This is a genomic window from Antarcticibacterium sp. 1MA-6-2 (assembly GCF_021535135.1).
In the GTDB taxonomy this organism is placed as follows: Bacteria; Bacteroidota; Bacteroidia; order Flavobacteriales; family Flavobacteriaceae; genus Gillisia.
The window spans coordinates 1,403,807-1,421,414 of record NZ_CP091036.1 but is presented as its reverse complement, the minus strand read 5'-3'; the positions used below and the strand labels follow the sequence as shown (position 1 = coordinate 1,421,414).

At 38.8% G+C, this 17,608-nt stretch carries 12 protein-coding genes and 4 pseudogenes; 7 read left to right on the top strand and 9 right to left on the bottom strand.

Features of this window, described 5'->3' with window-relative positions; all coding sequences use genetic code 11:
• Positions 1-10 precede the first annotated feature (10 nt).
• A complete protein-coding gene (locus tag LZ575_RS07145; RefSeq protein ID WP_235330060.1) occupies positions 11-2,266 on the top strand; it encodes an outer membrane beta-barrel protein in 2,256 nt (751 codons plus the stop codon).
• Between the two features lie 303 nt (positions 2,267-2,569).
• On the opposite strand, the gene LZ575_RS07140 is transcribed toward LZ575_RS07145, so the two are convergent.
• The 5 genes and pseudogenes from LZ575_RS07140 to LZ575_RS07120 form a co-directional block, all read right to left on the bottom strand.
• On the bottom strand, positions 2,570-3,376 hold the full coding sequence (locus LZ575_RS07140; RefSeq protein ID WP_235330059.1) for a YgcG family protein: 807 nt from the start codon (positions 3,374-3,376) through the stop codon (positions 2,570-2,572).
• Complete coding sequence (locus tag LZ575_RS07135) at positions 3,360-3,815, bottom strand: TPM domain-containing protein (protein ID WP_235330058.1); 456 nt, start codon at positions 3,813-3,815, stop codon at positions 3,360-3,362. The genes LZ575_RS07140 and LZ575_RS07135 overlap by 17 nt, the downstream gene beginning before the upstream one ends.
• A 12-nt stretch (positions 3,816-3,827) precedes the next feature.
• Entirely contained in the window at positions 3,828-4,424 is a 597-nt protein-coding gene (locus LZ575_RS07130; RefSeq protein WP_235330057.1) for a LemA family protein, read from the bottom strand.
• A gap of 1 nt (position 4,425) precedes the next feature.
• Positions 4,426-4,755: a MerR family transcriptional regulator gene (locus tag LZ575_RS07125; RefSeq protein ID WP_235330056.1), complete on the bottom strand. Its 330-nt coding sequence runs from the start codon at positions 4,753-4,755 to the stop codon at positions 4,426-4,428.
• Positions 4,755-5,735: pseudogene (locus LZ575_RS07120) on the bottom strand (M23 family metallopeptidase). Before LZ575_RS07120 ends, LZ575_RS07125 begins: the two are co-directional and overlap by 1 nt.
• Before the next feature lie 142 nt (positions 5,736-5,877).
• On the opposite strand from LZ575_RS07120, the pseudogene alaS reads away from it, so the two are divergent.
• The 3 genes and pseudogenes from alaS to LZ575_RS07105 all read left to right on the top strand — a co-directional run bounded on the left by alaS (position 5,878) and on the right by LZ575_RS07105 (position 10,668).
• Positions 5,878-8,495, top strand: a pseudogene (gene alaS, locus LZ575_RS07115) (alanine--tRNA ligase).
• A 62-nt stretch (positions 8,496-8,557) separates the two neighbouring features.
• A complete protein-coding gene (locus tag LZ575_RS07110) occupies positions 8,558-9,505 on the top strand; it encodes a GSCFA domain-containing protein (protein WP_235330055.1) in 948 nt (315 codons plus the stop codon).
• 641 nt (positions 9,506-10,146) lie between these two features.
• Entirely contained in the window at positions 10,147-10,668 is a 522-nt protein-coding gene (locus LZ575_RS07105) for a DUF4230 domain-containing protein (RefSeq protein ID WP_311196017.1), read from the top strand.
• A gap of 3 nt (positions 10,669-10,671) precedes the next feature.
• Here the strand turns inward: LZ575_RS07105 and LZ575_RS07100 are convergent, their stop codons facing one another.
• From LZ575_RS07100 to LZ575_RS07085, 4 genes and pseudogenes are all read right to left on the bottom strand, one after another.
• Entirely contained in the window at positions 10,672-12,438 is a 1,767-nt protein-coding gene (locus LZ575_RS07100) for an aromatic amino acid hydroxylase (protein WP_235330054.1), read from the bottom strand.
• Positions 12,439-12,559: 121 nt separating this feature from the next.
• On the bottom strand, positions 12,560-13,102 hold the full coding sequence (locus LZ575_RS07095) for a DUF4136 domain-containing protein (RefSeq protein WP_235330053.1): 543 nt from the start codon (positions 13,100-13,102) through the stop codon (positions 12,560-12,562).
• Between the two features lie 22 nt (positions 13,103-13,124).
• Positions 13,125-15,165 (bottom strand): annotated as a pseudogene (locus LZ575_RS07090) (urocanate hydratase).
• 133 nt (positions 15,166-15,298) lie between these two features.
• Positions 15,299-15,469 carry a DUF5522 domain-containing protein gene (locus LZ575_RS07085; RefSeq protein WP_235330052.1) on the bottom strand — a complete coding sequence of 57 codons (171 nt, stop codon included), beginning with the start codon at positions 15,467-15,469 and terminating at the stop codon, positions 15,299-15,301.
• A 1-nt stretch (position 15,470) separates the two neighbouring features.
• On the opposite strand from LZ575_RS07085, the gene LZ575_RS07080 reads away from it, so the two are divergent.
• From LZ575_RS07080 to LZ575_RS07070, 3 genes and pseudogenes are all read left to right on the top strand, one after another.
• Positions 15,471-15,839: a hypothetical protein gene (locus tag LZ575_RS07080; protein WP_311196016.1), complete on the top strand. Its 369-nt coding sequence runs from the start codon at positions 15,471-15,473 to the stop codon at positions 15,837-15,839.
• A gap of 34 nt (positions 15,840-15,873) precedes the next feature.
• The gene (locus LZ575_RS07075; RefSeq protein WP_409187207.1) at positions 15,874-16,812 is read left to right on the top strand and encodes a 1-aminocyclopropane-1-carboxylate deaminase/D-cysteine desulfhydrase; all 939 of its coding nucleotides are present in this window, start codon (positions 15,874-15,876) and stop codon (positions 16,810-16,812) included.
• Between the two features lies 1 nt (position 16,813).
• A pseudogene (locus tag LZ575_RS07070) lies at positions 16,814-17,599 on the top strand (glucosaminidase domain-containing protein).
• The last annotated feature ends 9 nt before the right edge of the window (positions 17,600-17,608 follow it).

Sequence of the window (17,608 nt, the reverse complement as noted above, 5' to 3'; positions counted from 1 at the left end):
CCGCATCCTTGTGAACGGCAAAGAGTTCTTTGGGAATGATCCAAAAATAGCTACCAAAAACCTTCCGAAGGAAATAATCGATAAGATCCAGGTTACCGATACGAAGACCAGGAGTGAGGAGTTCACGGGAAAAGCAGGTAATCCTGATGATAAAACTATAAATATTACGATCCAGGAAGATAAAAACAAAGGCTACTTTGCACGGGCGACAGTAGGTGGCGGTACAGATGATCGTTATGAGCTAAGTGGAATTGGAAATTATTTCAAGGATAAATTGAGAGTTAGTGTGCTGGCCAGTTCAAATAATATCAATAGCTCAGGTTTTAGCTTTGATGAAGTATTTGATATGATGGGAAGAAATGCCCGAAGTTTGTCATTTAACAGCAGTGGAGGTTCTTTTGGTATTAACGGAATTAATTTTGGTAGTGGAGCTGGAATAACCAAAGCCGAAACTGCAGGAGTTAACTTTGTAAATGAGTGGGGTAAAGAATATGAACTCAGCGCCGATTATTTCTTCGGAAGAAACGATACTGAAACCAGAACAGTTATTGAACGTGAAAATATATTGCCCGATTCCCGATTCTTTTACAATTCTACCAGTGCCAGTAATCTTGTAAATGATAGTCACAGGGCAAATGCCAGGTTTGAATGGGAACCCGATACGCTTACACGTATCTCTATAGCGCCACGATTTAATTCCAATACTAGTTATTCTAATAGAAGCAGCAGTGCAACCTCACTTGATGAAGACCGCGAGTTGGTGAATTCAACTGAAACCCGGGATAATGAATATCTAAACAGCCAGAGCTTTAGTAACAGACTGGATATGATTAGGAGGTACGGCCGTCGTGGAGCTTATTCCCAGTTATTTTTTGAAAACAGCCATCAACTTCAGGAAAATGAAAATTATTTCTTTTCAGAGAGTGAGTTTTTTGAAGATGATGTGGTTGAGGTTCAGGACCAGTTTATTGATGAGGACCAAAATGAGAATCAGTACAACCTGGGAGCGACACAACGATTTGTAATGGCTGATAAGTTTTTCCTTGATGCATCCTATAACTTCTCCAGCACCAACAGCAGTAATAAGAGATATGTTTTCGACCTGGAACCGGAAACCGGAGATTATTCAATTTTAAATAATTTTTTAAGCAGTGATTTCAATTCCCGGAGCTATAAAAATATTCCCAATGTAGGAGTTAATTATGAAGGTGAGAAGTGGAGATTAGGTACAGAGATTGGCCTTCTTAATACCACATTGGAAACTTCCAACTTTCTGGAGGAGGATTCATTTTCCAATTCCTATAATAACCTTTTTTTAGAGGCAAATGTGCGGTATGAGATTTCGAGATCTAAAAGTGTCTATTTGAATTATAACAGTGATGCCGGGATACCCTCCATAAATCAATTACAACCTGTTGTAAACCTTACCAACCCGCTAAATGTTTTCATAGGGAACCCCGATCTTCGTCCTTCTTATACTCAAACGCTTCGTGGAGGTTACAGGAATTATGACTTTTCAAAACGAAGCGGTTTTTTTAGCTACGGTTCGGTTACTTTTATTGATAACAGTATTGTTTCTGTCACTACTACAGAGGAGGATCTTGTGCGAACAACAACTTATGCAAACGTAGATGGTGCTATAAATTCCAATATTGGAGCTTCTTATTCCAAGCAGTTTAAGAAAGAGAAGAGGGAATTTAGCTATCGTTTGGGAATGAATGCTAACTATGATAAAAGAGTGGGTTATACAAACGAATTTTTATTTAATGCTAAAAGGTACACCCTGGGACCCTCACTTAATCTTACTTATGCTATAGAGGATTATTTTTCTCTTAACCCCGGTTACAGGCTATCCTATACCGAAAGTCAATACGATATAAACGCCAGCAGGAATGAAAGTTTCACCAATCACTATCTTACTCTGGAAGCAACCACCTTTTGGCCTAAGAATTTTATCCTGGGTAATGATATCTCTTTTAATTACTTCGGAAATGTTTCCCCGGGATTTGATAATACTTCCCTTCTATGGAATATAAGTTTGGGATATAAATTCCTGAATGATGATGCAACATTAAAAATTAAGGTTTACGATATGCTGAATCAAAACGTTTCAACCCAAAGAATGGTAGGAGATGATTTTATTCAGGACACTCAGAATCTTATTCTTAGAAGATATGCAATGCTGAGTTTTACTTATAAATTAAGCAAATTTGGAGGAAAAGATCCTAATGATAAAGGTAGCGGTACCAGAATTATTAGAATGTAAATAATGTAATAAGGGGAAGTAAAGCCCAGTTAATAAAAATCACACCTGTTTCTGAAAAAAGCTCTTCTTCACTTTTGGTGAAGAGGAGTTTTTTATTAACTGAAAGTCTCTGATTAATATGAACCTGAAGATGTGCAGTGTGAATAATAAAGTTGTTGCAGATGAGTTTCCGTGGTCTAGTATTTAGTGCGGATGAAAATCATCCTTATTAACCCCGCTTATCTTTTCTAAATTTCTCTATCAGGAAGAGGTAATTAGAAAGGTTTTTCGCAACTTAAGTTTGTAAGAAAAGGGCATTAGAGATTACCAGCTTCCGCTAGCACCACCTCCACCGAAGCCACCTCCGCCGAAGCCACCTCCAAATCCGCCGCCACCGCCGAATCCACCACCTCCACCAAAGCCGCTACCGCCTCCCAGGCCACCACGGCCAAGGCTGCTAAGAATAACAACATCAAGTAGGGAAGGGCCTCTGCCGCCACGACCACCGCGGCCTCCACCACGCAGGTTCTTGTTGCTTAAAGAAACCAGAAATACGAGAAATACAATACCCAGAATAAGAAATTGTATAGGAATTCCTCCTGAGCTTTGCTTTCTCTGTGGGGTAGCCTCAAAAGTTCCGCTTAGCACATCGAAAATAGCTGTAGTACCATTGTCCAGCCCCTGGAAATAATTTCCATTCCTGAATTCAGGTAAAATGTAATTATCTATAATGTCTTTAGTTCGGGCATCCGTTAGGTATTCTTCCAGCCCGTAGCCAGTGGTAATCCAGATCTCCCGGTCACTTTCAGATAACAGTACTAATAACCCATTATCTTCCTCGGCTTGTCCTATTCCCCATTCGTGAGCCCATTTTGGGGCATATAATCCTATATATTCTCCGTCCAGGGACTCAATGGTAGCTACAACAATTTGTGTCGATGTAGTGTCAGCAAAATTTATCAGCTTTCTCTCCAGGCGTTGTTCTTCATCGGGAGTAAGAACATCTGCAGCATCGTAAACACTGGTTTGCATGGAGGGCCTGGGGGGTATTTCCTTTTGAGCGAAACCTGCAAAAGAGAATGCAATTAGGAATAGTAATAAAAAAAAACAGGATTTATTGGTTTTTAGCATCTCCTCTTGATATGTTGTTGGGAAGCTCATTTACAGTTTCTTCACTCCAGGGGAAATGGGTTTTTAACTGTTCTCCCGCTTTTAAAATTCCATCGATAAGACCTTGCTTATAATTCCCCAATTTAAATTGAGCAACAATAGCATCTTTAGTGCTCTCCCAGAAGTCATTGGGAACAACCTTATTAATTCCCCTGTCGCCGTAGATAACAAAATCCCTGTCTTCAACAGCTACATAAATTAAAACTCCGTTCTCGTGTTTGGTATTATCCATTTTAAGGATATGAAAAACCTCCATAGATCTTTCAAAGATGTCCTGTTTCCCATGAGTTCGTTCAATATGAACTCTAATTTCACCTGAAGTAGATTTCTCAGCTGTTCTTATCGCTTCAATAATTTGCTCCTCTTCATTGGCCGATAAAAATTTCTCTACTTTACTCATGAAAAAATATTTTTAGAAACTAAATTCTACTTCTGGAGCATCTTCAGCCCCGGGATCTGCAGTATATCTTGGCATTTGATCAAAACCGTAAATACTAGTTACAATATTATTAGGAAACTGCCTGATGTAAATATTATAGTCATTTACACTTTCATTGTAGCGGTTCCTTTCCACATTTATCCTATTCTCAGTGCCTTCAAGTTGTGACTGCAGTTGTTGGAAATTTTGTGTAGCCCTAAGTTCAGGATATCGCTCTACAGTTACCAATAACCTGGAAAGAGCAGATGAAACACCTTGCTGAGCCTGCTGAAACTGTTCCAGTTGCTGTTCATTAAGATTATCTGCATCAACATTGATAGATGTCGCTTTAGATCGGGCTTCTATTACTTCAGTTAAAGTTTCTCTTTCAAAATCGGCAGCACCTTTAACTGTGTTAACCAGGTTTGGAATAAGATCATTCCTGCGTTGGTAAGCGTTTTCAACCTGTGACCAGGCTGTTTTGGCATTCTCTTCTTTCTGGACAGCAGAATTATATACTCCTGCAAACAGTGAATAAGCTATAATTGCGATTACCACAATAATTATAACAGGAATGAGCCACTTTTTCATATTACAGATTATTTTTAATATTTATTAATTCTGCCTTGACGTTTTGCAGTTTTCTAATGATTTCAAAGTTACTAAGAGTTTTCTTCTTTTCCTCTTTTAAATGGGTTTTTGCACCTTCCAGGGTAAAACCACGCTCTTTTACGAGGTGAAAAATAAGCTCTAAATTCTTGATATCCTGTGGAGTGAAAAGGCGATTGCCTTTTGCATTTTTTTTTGGTTTCAGGACGTCAAACTCTTTTTCCCAAAACCTGATGAGAGAGGTGTTGACACCAAAGGCATCGGCTACTTCGCCTATTGCGTAATATCTCTTTTCAGGAAGGTTTTGTTGCATTAATCCAGAGATTGATTTTCTTGCTGAGCTTTGGCTAAAACCTGGTCAAATTCTTCAGGAGAAAGGTTACCGTAGTAAAAATTAATGGGATTGATTCGCTCTTCATCTTTAAAAATCTCATAATGCAGGTGAGGTGCTTCAGATCTGCCTGTACTTCCCACAAATCCTATTAGATCCCCTCTTTGAACCTTTTGACTAAGCACGTACATTGTATTTATAGAGGTGAGCGTAAAGACTTACATAACCATACCCGTGATCTATTCTTATATGATTTCCATAGCCTGTAGAGCGATTATCTGCTCTCTCAACACGCCCGTCTCCCGTAGCATAAACGGGAGTACCACGGGGAGCAGTAAAATCCATTCCATAATGGAACTTCTTCACCTTTGTAAAAGGATCGTTTCTCCAACCATATCCTGAAGCAATCCTTTTTAAATTTTCATTTTTTACAGGTTGTATAGCTAAGTACAGATGCTAATAGTTTTTCTTTTTCTTTTGCAAGTTCGGCAATCTCATCCAGGGATTTTGATTGAACCACTACCTGCTTTGTGAGGATATCCATCCTTTTGCTGGTTTCTATAATAATGCGGGAGTTATCAAATCCTTCCAGGTTTTTATACCTGTTTATCCCTCCAAAACCAGCCCTGCGTTGTTCCTCAGGAATAGGATTTGTTTCAAAATATAATCGGTATATATTATTATCACGGTCTTCAACATTTGCCAGCACGTCCTGGATCTGGTTCATCTTTCTGTTTAAGATACCGTATTGAAGCTGCATATTTTCAAGTTCCCTTTTTAAGGCTTTTTCTTTGGGAGTTTCAACTTGAGGAAGGTTTAAATAAATAACAACCAAAACAAAGGCGGCAAGAAATACACCAAGAGTACTCAGCAAGGCAATTCCAAGGCGGCGCCCCCTTTTTGCGCTCGATCTTCCTATAGGAGAGTGTCTCGCTGTCGTAATAATATTTAACCTTCGCCATAAACTAAAATATGCTATTTTTGCCAGTATAAGCGCTGCAAAAACCTTGCAACAGCTTATGAGAAACGAACAAATATAAAAATTGTTTTCTCACCTGCATAATTTAAAACTAATAAGACCTTTTCGGCCCACAAGTTAGACTTATGAAATCTAAAGAGATACGTGCTGCATACCTCAATTTTTTTAATTCAAAATCTCATACCATTGTTCCTTCTGCACCTATGGTAATTAAGGATGATCCAAGCCTTATGTTCACCAATGCGGGTATGAATCAATTTAAAGAGTTTTTCTTAGGAAATACCGTGCCAAAACATAAGCGGGTGACCGATACTCAAAAATGCCTGAGAGTAAGCGGGAAGCATAATGACCTGGAGGAAGTGGGAATGGATACGTACCACCATACCATGTTTGAAATGCTTGGGAACTGGAGCTTTGGAGACTATTTTAAAAAAGAAGCTATCCAGTGGGCATGGGAATTGTTGACAGAAGTTTTCAGGATAGATAAGGATAAGCTATATGTATCAGTTTTTGAAGGAAGTGAAGATGATAAGCTGGAGATGGACAGGGACGACTTATGCGCTTTGGAAGGAAATCGTACCTGAGGACCGGATCATTATGGGCAACAAGAAGGACAATTTCTGGGAAATGGGCGACCAGGGCCCGTGCGGTCCATGTTCTGAAATTCATGTAGACATTCGTTCAGAGGAAGAGAAACAAAAAATTCCGGGGAGAGAATTAGTAAATGCAGATCATCCCCAGGTTGTGGAGATTTGGAACCTCGTTTTTATGGAGTTTAACCGCAAGGCAAATGGTTCGCTGGAAAGGCTTCCTGCAAAACATGTGGATACAGGAATGGGTTTTGAACGCCTGTGCATGGTGCTTCAGGGTACAAAATCTAACTATGATACAGATGTTTTTACTCCGCTAATTTCTTCAATAGAGAAAGTAACTAATTCCAAATACGGAAATTCAGAAAAAACAGATATTGCCATACGGGTTATAGCTGATCATATAAGAGCAGTTGCTTTTTCTATTGCCGACGGGCAGTTGCCTGGCAATACTAAGTGCTAAGCTATGTTATTCGACGAATTCTTAGAAGGGCAATAAGATATGGCTTTACCTTTCTGGACACGAAAGAGCCTTTTATTTATAAGCTGGTAGATACCCTGGGCGATCAAATGGGAGATTCTTTTCCTGAACTTAAAGCCCAGAAAAATCTTATACAAAATGTGATTAAGGAGGAGGAACAGTCGTTTCTACGAACCCTGGACCAGGGATTGGTATTGCTGGAGAATATTATTGAAAATACTAATGGCAAAACTGTATCGGGTAAAAAAGCTTTTGAACTTTATGATACTTTTGGTTTTCCTATAGACCTTACTGCTTTAATATTGAGGGAAAGAGGTTATGATCTTGATGAGAAGGAATTTAAAGCAGAACTACAGGAACAAAAAGACCGTTCCCGGGCAGCATCGGTTATTACTGCAGGGGACTGGAACATTATAGGTGAAGAGGAAGATCATAATTTTATAGGTTATGATAAGCTGGAGGCAGATGTAAAGATCACCAGGTACCGAAAAGTAGAAGGAAAGAAGGAAGGTGCATTATACCAAATTGTTTTGAACCAAACTCCCTTCTATCCTGAAGGCGGGGGACAGGTAGGGGACAAAGGACTGCTACGAACTTCATCCGGGGAAGAAATTCCGGTTTTGGACACAAAGAAGGAAAACAATCTTATAATTCATTATATAAAGAAATTACCTGAGGATCCTTCAGCAAAAATAACCGCTGTTGTAGATTCAGGAAAAAGAGCGAGAACTCAGGCAAATCATTCAGCAACTCACTTATTACATCAGGGTCTGCGGAAGGTTCTTGGAGGCCACGTAGAGCAAAAAGGTTCTATGGTGAGCCATGAATATTTGAGATTCGATTTTTCCCATTTTAGTAAAGTCTCTTCCGAAGAATTAAAAAAGGTTGAAGATTTTGTGAATGAGAAAGTAAGGGAGAAGCACCAGCTTCTTGAGCAGCGGGAAATTCCTTATTTGGAAGCGATAGAGCAGGGGGCAATTGCGCTGTTTGGTGAGAAATATGGAGATTCTGTGAGGGCCATAAAATTTGGTGACTCTATGGAACTGTGTGGAGGAACTCACGTGCAAAATACCGGAGACATCTGGTATTTTAAAATTATTTCTGAAGTAGCTGTGGCAGCCGGAATAAGACGTATAGAAGCAATTACGGGAGATGCAGTAATGGAATATTTTTCTGAAGAAGGTGAAACATTATCTGCCATTAAAGCTGAATTAAAAAATTCCAGGGATCCACTTAAAGCTATTCAGGGCCTTCAGGAGGAAAATAACCAGCTTAAAAAACAAATTGACAGTCTATTAAGAGATAAAGCTAAAAATTTAAAAGGGGAGCTCCAAGCTGAAATAACCGAAATAAACGGTGTCAACTTCCTGGCCAAAAAAGTAGACCTTGATGCTTAAGCGGAATTAAGGATCTGGCATTTCAATTAGGGGAGACGAATGATAATCTTTTCTTATTACTGGCTTCTCAACAGGATGATAAGGCTTTGCTGTCCTGTTATATTTCGAAAGAACTGGTAGCTTCCAGGAATTTACATGCGGGAATGGTAGTAAAAGAACTGGGTAAACACATCAACGGTGGTGGTGGTGGACAACCCTTCTTCGCAACTGCCGGAGGTAAAAAACCTGAAGGAATAGAACAGGCATTGCAGGAAGCTAAAAAGTTTGTTCAATAAAAGTAAGATATAGACCTCACAGGTTTCCAAAACCTGTGAGGTCTTAAATACATACATAAAACGTGCAATTCAGGACTACTTTCTCAATACCACCACAGGAGCCAAAAATAGATCACTATTCTGAGGTCTTCTTATTAGGTTCCTGTTTTGTCGAAAATATTGGAGAAAAACTGGATTATTATAAGCTGCCCAATCTTAGAAATCCTTTTGGAATTCTTTATCATCCGGCAGCTTTGGAGAACTTTATTGACAAAGCGGTAAAGAATCTCGGGTACAGTGCAGAAGATGTTATACAGCACAATGAGCGTTGGCATAGTTTTGAAGCTCATTCTATAATGAGCAATATAGACAGGGAAGAACTGGTGAAAAACCTGAATATAAATTTAACTTTTACCAGGGAATATCTCGAAAAGGCCAGTCATGTAATCCTTACCCTGGGAACTTCTATAGGATATATTCTGCAGGAAACGGGATATTACGTTGCAAATTGCCACAAATTTCCTCAGCATAGATTTCATAAAAATATGATGGAAATTGCAGACATTATTGTTTGTCTTCAAAATATCATTTCTGCTTTGCAGAGCATTAATCCGGGAATTGCAATAATTTTTACAATTTCTCCCGTGCGCCACATAAAGGATGGTGTAGTTCAAAACCAGGTAAGCAAATCAAGATTAATAGAGGCAGTTTCTAAAATTGTAGAGAAATTTGCTGAGGTAAGTTATTTTCCTGCATATGAAATTGTGATGGACGAATTAAGGGATTACCGCTTTTATTCCGAAGATATGTTACATCCCAATTCTACGGCAATAGAGTACATCTGGCAAAAGTTTACAGAGACCTGGATGTCTAAAGAGTCAATTCCTGTTTTAAAAGAAATAGGGTCTATTCAAAGAGGATTAAATCATCGTTCCTTCAATTCAGAATCTGAAGCTCATCAAAAATTTCTTGTTGGGTTACAGGCTTCAATAGAAAAATTGAGAAATAAATTCCCCCATTTGAATTTTTAAGTAATCTTTAAAAATTAGATTCCACAATCGTTATTCTTTTCCTAAAGTATACATATGTGGGTCAAAAACGTTATCTCTACTTGAACTTTTGAGCTACATTTGTTTCACATTAATTGATAAATCGCTTTAAAAGCGGCTTTTAATTAATGTATGATTCAAAAATTCTTTGGGGTAGAATTTGAGAAAAACGAAAATGGATGGTGGGGGCCATCCATTTTTTTTTTGCTAAAATAAGAAGATTTTAATTTTAGTAAGGAAGTAAGGAAGCTCTATGTAGTTGGTTAACAAAAAATTAAGTCTTCGAAAAAGTATTAAATTTCTTGTGCAAGAAAGAAATTTTTGTATTTTTATAGTCTCTTTGATCAACAGGTTGTTTAAAACAGCATTACAATCAAAGAACTGTTTCTAAAATTTGTTGGGGTAGATTTTAGAATTAAAACGTAAATGGACGGGTGGGGCCGTCCATTTACATTTTATAAATCTGCCTTTCTTCAATTAATTGTTAATGGCACTTTTCTTATTTTTGTAGCCTTAATACCTCTGAATGAAAAAAACTATTGCAATAGTCCTTTTCGGCCTGGTGGCCATTTTTTTTGCCTGGAAATATTTTGAAACCAAAGAGGAACAGCGCGATCAACTTGTTGAAAGTACTCAGTTTAATAGAAAAGCAAATAAAAAATGTTGGAAAACTGGTAGTGACTGAAGGTAATTTTGCTCAGGTATATTCTTATAATGACTCCAAAAGATTTTATCTTGATGTCTTTTCTGCAAGAAAGAAGGCTCTTATAATTGTAAATGCAGATGTTACCGTGGCCTACGACTTAAGTAAACTAAGAACAGAAGTAGATCCTGAAACCAAAACTGTAAGGATTCATCATATTCCTAAGGAAGAAATCTCTATAAATCCTAATATTCAATATTATGATGTTACCCAGGATTATTTAAATCAATTTGAAGCTAAAGATTATAACAAGATCCAGGAGCGAATTAAAAAGTCGCTCATGACCAAGATTGAAAATTCGACCATAAAGTCTAATGCACAGAATCGCCTGATAAGTGAACTTCAAAAAATCTATATTCTTACCAATTCTATGGGATGGTCTCTGGAGTACAATGGAAACAAGATCCAAAGTCCTGAGGCGATGGATCGTATAAAAGTATAATTTTTAAGCGTCTCTGTTGATCACCAAATTTTGATTTATTAGTTCCATTCCTCCATCAATAAGGTGAGATATCTCCGGCCTCTTTCCTTTTAAAGCATCAAGATATTCCTTTACTTCTTTGGCTAATCTCTGATCACTGTCAACCGCCAATTCAAAAATTTCAACTGAAAGTAACCAGTCGCTGGAGTGATGTTTCTTCAAAATATCAAAAGCAGCCTGCAATGAGAATTTGGTGTTTTCACCATTTCGTATATTCCGAACTGCCTGATAGAGACTCTCCAGTTCTTCTCTTTCAGCTGTCTTTTTGCTTTTGATAGTAGTACTTGAAGGGGTGTGAGTAATAAGGTCAAAGGATAAAGGATCTGCAGGTCCCGAGAAGGCAGATATAATTTCTTTTCCTATAGCCATATCGTAATTTCCCCATTCAGGTTTAAAAAGAATTTCTTCTTTATAAGAAACAGTACAATCTTTTAAGCTTATCAGGATTATTTTTCCCTGCAGGTTTCGTGTAACATTAATTATCTCTCCTGTAACTACCACCCCGCCTTCAAATTCTAAAGTGATCTTCTCTCCTTCGTATATATCATAAGCTCGAAGATCGCGAGGGCTCATGTCCTCTATTGCTAAATTTATACCCTTAAGTTTTCCCACTGGTGAGCCGAAACCTTTTGGATGGTTTAAACTGCCATGTCCCACTAATTCTTTTTCCCGGTAAGATAATGCTGTTTTACCGTTGGTTTGAATATAAATTGGTTTTCCCTGATGTTCTATTACCCGGGTAAAGTCACCGGATAGTTGAATTCCTGTACTTAATTCTATTGTTCCAAGGCCTTTGGAATCTATTAGTTTTTGGATACCCTCCAGCCCTCCACGACGTAAAGCCATAGTATTAGCAAATTCTTCCAGAACCAGACTCAGGTGAGCAAAATCTGGAGTAATATAAAGTTGTGGTTGTGGTTTGGTAATATCAAACTCCTGCTGTGCCGCTTCGATCGTATACGGAATTTTTTTCACCTTATCTGTCATACACCAGGCACTTTCTCCAATGGAGGATAATAATCCCGCACCGTAAATTTTCGGATGTTCCGGGGTACCTATTAGACCATATTCTACAGTCCACCAGTGAAGGTTTCTTATTTGAGCCATTTCACTCTGCTCTCCCATATTATTCTGAAGGTAATCTACTTTTTCCTCTGCTTTTTTTATCTCTTCTTCAGGAGTGTCTTCAGCTTCTTTAATAATGGACAGGTGCCGGATTGCCTCATACATCTCATAATCTTTCCCGCTGGAAATGGCTTTGCAACCAATTTCGCCGAACCTTCTCAAATATTCAGCATATTCAGGATTGGCAATAATAGGCGCGTGTCCTGCACCTTCGTGAATGATATCTGGGGCAGGTGTGTATTCAATATGTTCCAGTTGGCGAATGTCACTGGCGATCACCAGAACATTGTAAGCCTGAAATTCCATAAAAGCCGATGGCGGAATAAATCCGTCAACAGCAACCGCTGCCCATCCTATTTCCTTCAGGATTCGGTTCATCCCATACATATTCGGGATGCTGTCTATAGAAATACCTGTTTGCTTGAGGCCGGATAAATAGGAATCATGAGCTACTCTGCTTAAATAATCGACATTTTTCCGCATAACATATCTCCAGACTGCCTGGTTGATGGCATTATAATCAGCGTAATTCTGCGGTTTTATAAATTGTTGCAGATGAGCAGGAAGCCTGTCTAATATTTCATTAGATTCTATTTTCTCTAGCATGAACAGTTATTATAGTAATATAAAGATACAAAAAGGCAAAGGATGTTTTTTTAAGAATAAGAAGATCCAAATCTGAAATAAAATAAAAATGCCTCCGTAGGGGGAGGCATTTTAGCTGATTCTATTTCCTTGTTCCGGGTGGGTAGGTTTCTAATATTTCCTCTACGATTTCATTAATTCTTTCCTGTTTCCGGTCAACTTTTTTGGCGAGGGCTCCAGTACCCATTCCCTGCCAAACCAGTTCTTTACCTTCAGCATCAACTAAATCTATATACAAAGTACCTTCACTTGTGGTATTTACAGTATTAGGGCCTGCTCCCCAAAACCACGGATTCCATCCCCAGCCGTAACCCCAGCCCATCATGTTATGCTGGTAAATGTTGATGTTTTCTTTCGTTTTGGTAAAGATGCTTACTAATACATCGGGATCTTCAGATTTTGTAAATCCTTTTTCGGCCATTTCAGTTTCTATGGCTCGTAATATCCTTTTCTTATCCAGATCAGAAATTTCTGCCTTATCAATTCCGGGCTTAAAAAAAGCATAGGTTTTATACTGATTAAAATCAACCTGTTGATCATAATCTGAAGCTACTCTTACCGAAGAACATGAAGACATCATTACTACGAAGAGGAGCAAAACGGTGGTAATTTTTACGATTTTCATAATTATTAGTTTATGGGTTACATTAAGAATCTAAGAACAAGGAATCTTCCACAAGATTAGGAAGGGTGATTTGGAGCTTTGGTTCCTGTTGCATAGCCCGTTTTATAGAAAACATAGCTTCTTTATTTCTTGCCCACGAACGTCTCGCTAACCCGTTATTAACATCCCAAAAAAGCATAGATCGTAACCTGTCATCAGACTCTCTAGAACCATCAAGAACCATTCCAAATCCGCCATTTATAACTTCTCCCCAACCAACTCCACCTCCGTTATGAATGCTCACCCATGTGGCTCCTCGAAAACTATCTCCTATAACATTTTGAATAGCCATGTCTGCAGTATATCTGGACCCATCGTAGATATTGGAAGTTTCCCGATAAGGTGAGTCTGTTCCCGAAACGTCGTGATGATCTCTTCCCAGAGCAACCACTCCTATTTCTCCTTTGGCAATTGCTTTATTAAAAGCTTTCGCAATTTCTATTCTTCCGGAAGCGTCTGCGTATAGAATTCTGGCTTTAGAACCAACTACAAGTTTGTTTTTCGCGGCATTCTTTATCCAGTGAATGTTGTCCTGCAATTGGGACTGAATTTCTTCAGGAGCATCCTTTTTTAGAGTTTGCAATACTTCTGCTGCAATAGCATCGGTTTTATCGAGATCTTCCTGTTTCCCTGAAGTACATACCCAGCGAAAAGGACCAAAGCCATAGTCAAAGCACATGGGGCCCATAATATCCTGCACGTAGGAAGGATATGCAAAATGAAGTTCCTCTCCTTGTTTGGCTTCAGATTTTACAGGAGTTCCTTCATTATTTTTGTGAATATTGGCGCCTGCACGGGAAGCCTCTAATAAAAAAGCATTTCCATAATCGAAAAAGTAAGTGCCACGGGAAGTGTGTATATTAATAGCATCAACCTGTCTTCTCAAACTTTCACGAACAGCGTATTTAAATCTTTCAGGATCTTCTGCAATTAAAATTTGAGATTCTTCAAGACTTAATCCCACAGGATAATACCCTCCGGCCCAAGGATTGTGAAGAGAAGTTTGGTCACTTCCCAGATCCACATAAACATTGTGCTCGGCAAAATATTCCCAAACGTCTACTATATTTCCCTGGTAAGCAATAGAAACAGTTTCTGCCTGTTCTTTAGCTTTTTTTACGCGGAGGGCCAACTCTTTGAGATCTGTTATAACTTCATCTACCCAGCCTTGAGAGTGACGGGTTTTTACAGCTTTCGGATTAATTTCGGCACACACCGTAATACATCCTGCGATATTACCTAGCTTTAGGTTGAGCGCCACTCATCCCGCCAAGACCGGAGGTAAGAAACAGAGCAGTTTTATTTTTTTCAGATAAAGAAGAGCCCTGGATTTTCCTCAAAGCGTTTAGGACTGTAATCGTTGTGCCATGAACGATTCCCTGTGGACCTATATACATATAGCTTCCGGCAGTCATTTGCCCATACTGCGTAACTCCCAGTGCATTAAATTTTTCCCAGTCATCTTGTGAGGAATAGTTGGGAATTACCATTCCGTTAGTTACTACTACCCTTGGAGCATTTTTATGTGAAGGAAAAAGACCCATAGGATGCCCGGAATAGATTACGAGCGTTTGGTCATCTTCCATTTGGGCCAGGTACTTCATTACTAACCTGTATTGTGCCCAATTTTGAAAAACTGCTCCATTGCCACCATACGTTATTAGTTCATGAGGATGTTGTGCCACAGCAGGGTCCAGGTTGTTCTGGATCATCAGCATAATGGCCTTAGCCTGAGTAGATCTTCCCGGATATTCTTCGATTGGTCTCGCATACATCCCATAATCAGGGCGAAATCTATACATATAAATTCTTCCGTACTTTTCCAGTTCTTCCCGGAATTCAGGGAGAAGAATGGCATGATGCTGAGGCTCAAAATACCGTAGAGCATTCCTTAGAGCCAGTTCCTTTTCGTCTTTGTTTAAGATATCTTTCCGCTTTGGCGCGTTATTTACAGAGGGATCATAGGCCTGAGCAGGCGGCAGTTCAGCGGGAATTCCCTCCAGGATCTGTTCTTTAAAATTCATTGATGTGGTATTATTTTTTTCAACTTAAAAGAAATATTAAACACTGAGAAATATTTTTGCAGGAGCAATAGACCCGTATTTTTTCTAACTTCTAACTTCTAACTTCTCAAGTCTCACTACTCAATACTCACTACTAATTAAAGCTATCAGTTTTCCTGTCGTACCCGTAAGGACAATGCCTGCAGCCACTCTTACAGCAATAACCCCTTTTGAGGAGATATTTAGCAGTGAAACATCGAAAACCTTCGGGGGTAAGGTAATAATCTCCTTCTTCTAAAGGGATTTTTTTGTTAAAAGAGCTCATAGTGCTAAATTACAATTCTTATCTTGATCGCATGATCGTGGTGGTAAACAAATATCTGCTCTCGAAGGGCTTTTTGGGGATAAGTCTTTGGCCTTTTATAATTGTAAGGCACCAAAACCTTAAAAAAGATCAGGTTTTTCTAAATCATGAAAGAATTCATTTAAGACAACAAGCAGAAATGCTGGTTCTTCCATTTTATCTTTGGTACACTTTAGAATTTTTTCTGAAACTATTGATTTACAAAAATGCTCTGGTAGCTTACCGCAATATTTCTTTTGAAAGAGAAGCATATATGAATGAAAAAGATCCTGACTACTGCAGGAGAAGAAAATTCTGGAATTTTACCCGCTACCTCAGGAGAGGAAAATAGCAGAATTTTGCCTAATGTTTTTAATATTTGCAAAATGGAAGCGAATCTGGATTTTCAGGTAAGGGATTCACCTGTTCAGCATATAAAAACCTGGAAAGGCAGTGGGATTTCTCTTTATCTTAAGAGGGAAGACCAACTTCATTCAATTGTTTCCGGAAATAAATTCAGGAAGCTGAAATACAATCTGCAGGAAGCAACCCGGCAGGGAATAGATCAAATTCTCACCTTTGGAGGAGCATTCTCCAATCATATAGCTGCAGTTGCAGCTGCAGGAAATCTTATGGGCTTTAAAACTTTGGGAATTATTCGGGGTGAGGAACTAGGTATTAATTTTGAACAGACTTTAGCTGAGAACTCTACTCTTAACTTCGCTGCCCAACAGGGAATGAAGTTGGAATTTGTAACCCGCGAGCAATATCGTGCAAAGGATGAAGCGGTTTTTCAGAATGAATTAAGAGAAAAATTTGGAGATTTTTACTTAGTTCCTGAAGGAGGTACAAATAAACTGGCAGTTAAGGGTTGTGAAGAAATATTGGCGGCATCAGATAAAAAGATGGATTTTGTATGTACAGCCGTAGGTACAGGCGGAACAATTTCCGGAATAATAAATTCTTCTGAAAAGCATCAGCAAATAATAGGCTTTCCTAGTTTAAAGGGAGATTTTCTTACTTCTGAAATAAGAAAGTGGACTTCCGCAGAAAACTGGAAATTAGTTCCTGACTATCATTTTGGCGGCTATGCAAAAATTTCTCCGGAATTAGTGGAATTTATAAACCATTTCAGGGAAACATACCAAGTCCAGTTAGATCCCGTTTATACAGGTAAAATGCTCTATGGAATTTTTGATTTGGTGAAAAAATCTTATTTTCCTCCAAATTCCCTTATTTTAGCCATTCATACGGGAGGGCTACAGGGGCTCCCGGGAATGAATGCTTATTTAAGAAAGAAGAATCTTCCTCTAATCCACATGTAATATGAAGTTGATAAAAGTTTTTTTCCTTCTAATCACAATTTCCCTTCTCGCTTCCTGCGGAAGTAAAAAAAAGACTGTTACACAAAGGGACAGGGATAGAAATGTACCTGCCAGGGTAACCGTTAACGAGCGAAATGTTCCTCTAGTTCCTATGCTGATGTTGTAGAGGAGTATATTGCTAATTATGCATTCATTGCCCAGGAAGAGATGCGGCTTTACAAAATCCCTGCAAGTATTACACTAGCCCAGGGAATTCTGGAATCTGGAGCGGGGAGGGGAGAACTTACCCGACGGGCCAATAATCATTTTGGGATTAAATGTCACGACTGGAAAGGGGAAATGGTTTACCACGATGATGACCGTAACCAGGAGTGTTTCAGAAAGTATAAAGATCCTCAAAATTCTTTCCGGGATCATTCCCTTTTCCTTGCTGAACGTAGAAGATATGCTGATTTGTTTGAACTTGATATAGATGATTATAAAGGCTGGGCGAAGGGGTTAAGAGCTGCTAGGTTATGCAACAGACAGGTTATACCCGCGAAAACTGATCGACCTCATTGAGAGATATCAGTTATACAATTATGATGCTGAAGTCTCAGGTTCTCCCATACGAAGAAATTCTCCTATAGTCCGCAGTAGCGGGGCAAGGCATGTAGTGCAAAAAGGAGATACTCTATATTCAATAGCTAAAAAATACAATACGACGGTAGAACTGCTTCAAAGAAATAATAATCTTAGTTCCACAGATATTTCAATAGGACAGGAGCTTAGCGTTCAGCCTGAATAAAAAGACAAT